Source organism: Arthrobacter sp. Y3225116 (assembly GCF_059091245.1).
In genome coordinates this window covers 1-4,934 of sequence record NZ_JBNHGL010000213.1, presented here as the reverse complement: position 1 = coordinate 4,934, position 4,934 = coordinate 1, and the positions used below count along the sequence as shown (strand labels likewise).

3 protein-coding genes and 1 pseudogene are annotated in these 4,934 nt (G+C 67.5%); 3 read left to right on the top strand and 1 reads right to left on the bottom strand.

The genetic code is table 11. The features are described from left to right. On the top strand, window positions 1–402 hold a 402-nt coding region (locus tag AC5RV2_RS14615), incomplete at its 5' end, for a LytR C-terminal domain-containing protein (protein WP_494092930.1). A 6-nt stretch (window positions 403–408) separates the two neighbouring features. Here the strand turns inward: AC5RV2_RS14615 and AC5RV2_RS14610 are convergent. Then, window positions 409–2,349, bottom strand: coding sequence for a M13 family metallopeptidase (locus AC5RV2_RS14610; protein WP_494092929.1), 1,941 nt, complete (start codon window positions 2,347–2,349; stop codon window positions 409–411). A gap of 211 nt (window positions 2,350–2,560) precedes the next feature. On the opposite strand from AC5RV2_RS14610, the gene leuA reads away from it, so the two are divergent. Both leuA and recO read left to right on the top strand, forming a co-directional pair. After that, window positions 2,561–4,312 carry a 2-isopropylmalate synthase gene (gene leuA / locus AC5RV2_RS14605; RefSeq protein WP_494092928.1) on the top strand — a complete coding sequence of 584 codons (1,752 nt, stop codon included), beginning with the start codon at window positions 2,561–2,563 and terminating at the stop codon, window positions 4,310–4,312. Between the two features lie 68 nt (window positions 4,313–4,380). After that, window positions 4,381–4,839 (top strand): annotated as a pseudogene (gene recO, locus AC5RV2_RS14600) (DNA repair protein RecO); the annotation flags it as partial. Between the last annotated feature and the right edge of the window lie 95 nt (window positions 4,840–4,934).

The following is a 4,934-nucleotide window of genomic DNA, read 5'->3' as shown; positions in this document are numbered from 1 at the left end:
TCGGGCGGGGACCCGACGGCCGGCGTGCCGTCCTTCGACCCGGCCGAGCAGCCCGTCAAGGTGGTCAACGCCTCCGGTGCGGCCGGACGCGACGAGGAACTCTCCGAACAGCTGCAGGCGCTGGGTTACCTGTTGGCGGCCCCGGCCGAAGCCGGATCCGAACGCACCACCACGCAGCTGTACTATTCGGCCGGCTTCGAACACGTGGCCCTCGCCCTCGCGGAAGAGCTGAACGTCCCCCGGGCCAACGTGCTCGCCTCCGGCGACCACTACGGCGTCGCCCTGTCGGTCGGCCGGGACTTCGCCAGCGGCACGCAGCTGGCCGAGACCGGCGGCGTGGCCGGCGGCTTCAAGGGCCAGACCGCCGACCAGGTCACCTGCCAGCAGCCCGGCGCCTTCTAGCAGCCGCTACCAGATCCGGACCCGCTCGTCCGGGGCGAGCCACAGCCCGTCGCCCGGAGCGGTGCCGAACGCTTCGTGGAACGCGTCCAAGTTGCGCACCACTTGGTTGCAGCGGAACTCGTTCGGGGCGTGCGGGTCGATCGCCAGCCGGCGTGCCGCCTCCTCGGAACGGATCTTCTGGCGCCAGCATTCGGCCCAGGAGTAGAAGAACCGCTGGCTGCCGCTCAGCCCGTCGATCACCGGGGCTTCCCGGCCCGCCAGGCTCAGCCGGTACGCGCGGTAGGCGATGGCCAGCCCGCCGAGGTCGCCGATGTTCTCGCCCAGGGTGAGTTCGCCGTTGACGGTATTGTCGGGAGCCTCCGCCGGACTGAGCGCCGCGTATTGGGCCACCAGCTGGCCGGTAAGCCGCTCGAAGGCGGCCCGGTCTTCGTCGGACCACCAGTTCCGCAGCGCTCCGGTGCCGTCGTACTGCGAGCCCTTGTCGTCGAAGCCGTGGCCGATCTCGTGGCCGATGACCGCGCCGATGGCGCCGTAGTTGGCCGCGGCATCGGCGTCGGCGTCGAAGAAGGGCGGCTGCAGGATCGCTGCGGGGAAGACGATCTCGTTCATGGTGGGCATGTAGTAGGCGTTCACGGTCTGCGGCGTCATGTGCCACTCGGCCTCGTCGATGGGCTTGCCCAGCTTGGCCAGGTTGCGGCGGACCTCGAACTCGTTGGAGGCGAGGACGTTGGACCAGACATCGTCCCCGGGCACGAAGGCGGAGTAGTCGATCCACTTCTCCGGGTAGCCGATCTTGGTGCGGAAGGCCGCCAGCTTCTCCAGCGCTTTCCCGATCGTTGCGCTGCTGAGCCACGGCAGGGCGGAGATGCTCTCCCGGTAGGCGGCCAGCAGGTTGGCCACCAGTTCTTCCATCCGTTCCTTGTGCGCCGGCGGGAAATGCCGTGCCACGTATTCCTGCCCGATGGCTTCCCCGAGGGCGCCTTCCACCAGGGACACGCCGCGCTTCCACCGCTCCTTGAGTTCCGGGGTGCCGCTGAGGGTGCGGCCGTAGAAGCCGAAGTGCGTCTGGACCGCTTCGTCGTGAAGATAGGGCGCCGCCGTCGTCAGCACGTGGAGCCGCAGCCAGGCCTGCCAGGTTTCCAGCGGCTCGCTCTCCAGCAGGGCGTCGAGCGTGCCGAGGAACCCGGGCTGGCAGACCACCATCTCGGCCGCGCCGCCCGCTTCCGGGCCCAGCGCCGCCAGCCAGCCCGGCATCCAGTCCGCCATGGCGGCCACCTGCCCGGCGGTGCGCAGATTGTAGGTCTGCTGCGGGTCGCGGCAGGAGACCTTGTCCAGGTGGCCGGCCGCCAGCTTGTGCTCCAGGTCCAGTGCCGCGTCCGCCTGCACCGGGTCGAAGCCGGCCAGCTGCAGCATCTTCCGGGCGTAGTCCCGGTAGGCCTCGCGGATGGGGCCGAAGTCGTCCTCGCGGTAGTACGCCTCGTCCGGCAGGCCCAGTCCCGCCTGGTACAGGTAAATCAGGTAGCGGGTGGGGTCGCCGGCGTCGTTGTTGACGAAGAACGCGAGCGGATACGCGGCGCCGCTGCGGCTGAAGGCCCCGATGACCTCGCGCAGCCCGTCCCGGTCGGAAATTTTCGCGATCGCGGCGAACTGCTCCGCCAGTGGCGAGAAGCCCTTGGCCTCGGCCGTGTCGGTATCCATGAAGCCGGCGTAGAGGACGCCGATCTTTCCCGACGGGCTGGCGGGATCCGGGTGCGCGGCGGCGTCTTCGATGATGGCCCGCACGGATTCTTCGGAGGCGTCGCGCAGGGCGGTGAAGGAGCCTTCCAGTGCGCGGTCGTCGGGGATGGCGGTCTCCGCCAGCCACTTCCCGTTCACGTGCCGGAAGAGGTCGTCCTGCGGGCGGACGGCTGGGTCGACGTTGGACAACACGATGCCGGAGCGGCTCATGTGCGCCTCATTTCTTTGTTGCTTTCATCTTTTCCCTCACATCCTACGCACCGTGCTAGTGTGAAATTGTGCGCGCAGGAATGCTCCTTCTTAGCTGCCGCGGCGAGGCCACGCGAACTTCTGTTTGACAGGCCGAACCCTCGCTGCGGAGTTTGTGTTGCCCGGCCAAAATTTTTCGATTAGCTCACATGAGAAAAGGCCACACACCAAAATGCGAAACGCACAAAAGTCCTCCGGAATGCCCATCCATAAGTACATTCCCTTCCAGGACCAGATCGCCGTAGAACTGCCCGACCGCACCTGGCCGGACAAAGTGATGACGAAGGCCCCGCGCTGGTGCGCGGTGGACCTGCGCGACGGGAACCAGGCGCTGATCGATCCGATGAGCCCCGAACGCAAGCACAAGATGTTCGACCTGCTGGTCAAGATGGGCTACAAGGAGATCGAAGTCGGTTTCCCGTCCGCGTCGCAGACCGACTTCGACTTTGTCCGCCAGCTGATTGAAGGCGACCGGATCCCCGATGATGTGACGATCCAGGTCCTCACGCAGTCCCGCGAGCACCTGATCGAGCGCACCTACGAGTCCATCGCCGGTGCCGGCCGCGCCATCGTGCACCTGTACAACTCCACCTCCGTGCTGCAGCGGCGGGTGGTGTTCCGGGAAGACCAGGACGGCATCGTGGATATCGCCTTGCAGGGCGCCCGGCTGTGCCGGAAGTACGAAGAGGGCCTGAAGGGCACTGAGATCACCTACGAATACTCGCCCGAGTCCTACACCGGCACGGAGCTGGAATTCGCCGCCCGCATCTGCAACGCCGTCACCGACGTCTTCGAAATCTCCGCGGACCGGAACGTCATCCTGAACCTGCCGGCCACGGTGGAGATGGCTACCCCGAATGTCTACGCCGATTCCATCGAGTGGATGTCGCGGAACCTGAACAACCGCGAGAACGTGATCCTCTCGCTGCACCCGCACAACGACCGCGGCACCGGTGTGGCAGCGGCGGAACTGGGCTACCTGGCCGGCGCCGACCGGATCGAGGGCTGCCTGTTCGGCAACGGCGAGCGGACCGGCAACGTGGACCTGGTGACGCTGGGGCTGAACCTGTTCAGCCAGGGCATCGACCCGATGATCGATTTCTCCAACATCGACGACGTGCGCCGCACCGTCGAATACTGCAACCAGCTGCCGGTGCCCGAACGCTCCCCGTACGGCGGCGACCTGGTGTTCACGGCGTTCTCCGGCTCCCACCAGGACGCCATCAAGAAGGGCTTCGAGGCCATGGAGGCTGACGCGGCCGGCCAGGGCAAGACGGTGGACGACCTGGTCTGGGCAGTGCCCTACCTGCCGGTCGATCCGAAGGACCTGGGCCGCAGCTATGAGGCAGTGATCCGGGTGAACTCGCAGTCCGGCAAGGGCGGCGTGGCCTACCTGCTCAAGCACGAGCACAACCTGGACCTGCCGCGCCGCGCCCAGATCGAGTTCTCGGGCGTCATCCAGCGCCGCACGGACACCGTGGGCGGCGAGGTCAGCCCGGCGCAGCTGTGGGAGACCTTCACCGACGAGTACCTGCCGACCCCGGACAACCGGTGGGGCCACTACACCCTGGGATCGGTCAAGACCGACAGCGCCGACGACGGTTCGTTCCAGCTGACCGCAACCATGGGCGTGGACGGCGTCCAGAGCCGCCGCACGGCCGAAGGCAACGGGCCGATCGCCGCGCTGCTGGAAATTTTCCGGCAGGACGGCGTGGACGTGCGGGTACTGGACTACACCGAGCACGCGCTCTCCGAGGGTGGCAACGCCCGGGCCGCCGCCTACGTCGAGTGCGCCGTGGGCGACCGGGTGCTGTGGGGCATCGGCATCGACACGAACACCACCATGGCCTCGCTGAAAGCCGTCGTGTCCGCGGTGAACCGCGCCATCCGCGACGAAGGCGCCAAGGCCGCCGGCTCGCTCTAGGAAACCGCCCAGCGGGCTTCCCTGCCGTGCCGCGGCGGGGAAGCCCGCTTAAGTGGGAGAATGAAACGGTGTCCAACAGATCCTTCGCCTCCCGCACGTACCGGGACCAGGGCGTCATCCTGCGGACCCACAAACTCGGCGAGGCCGACCGGATCATCACGCTGCTGACCAGGCAGCACGGCCAGATCCGGGCGGTTGCCAAAGGCGTGCGCCGCACCAGCAGCAAGTTCGGCGCGGTGCTGGAACCCTTCATGGTCGCGGACCTGCAGCTGGTCTCCGGCCGGAGCCTGGACATCGTCACGCAGGCCCAGATGGTCGGGCCGTACGGCCGGGACATCGCCGCCGACTACACCAAGTACACCTCCGCCGCCGCCATCTGCGAGACGGCGGAAAAACTCACCGACGTGGACGGCGAATCGGCAGGAGCGCAGTACGGGCTGGTCATCGGCGCGCTCTCGGCCCTCAGCCGCAGCGTGCACGCACCCGAGCTGATCCTGGATTCCTACCTGCTGCGGGCCCTTGCGACGGCGCAGAATGCCCTGTGTGTCACGCTGCTGGCAGCTCCACGGTGAACACGGTCCGGCCGGGTTCGGATTCCACGGTGGCATCTCCTCCGTGGGCG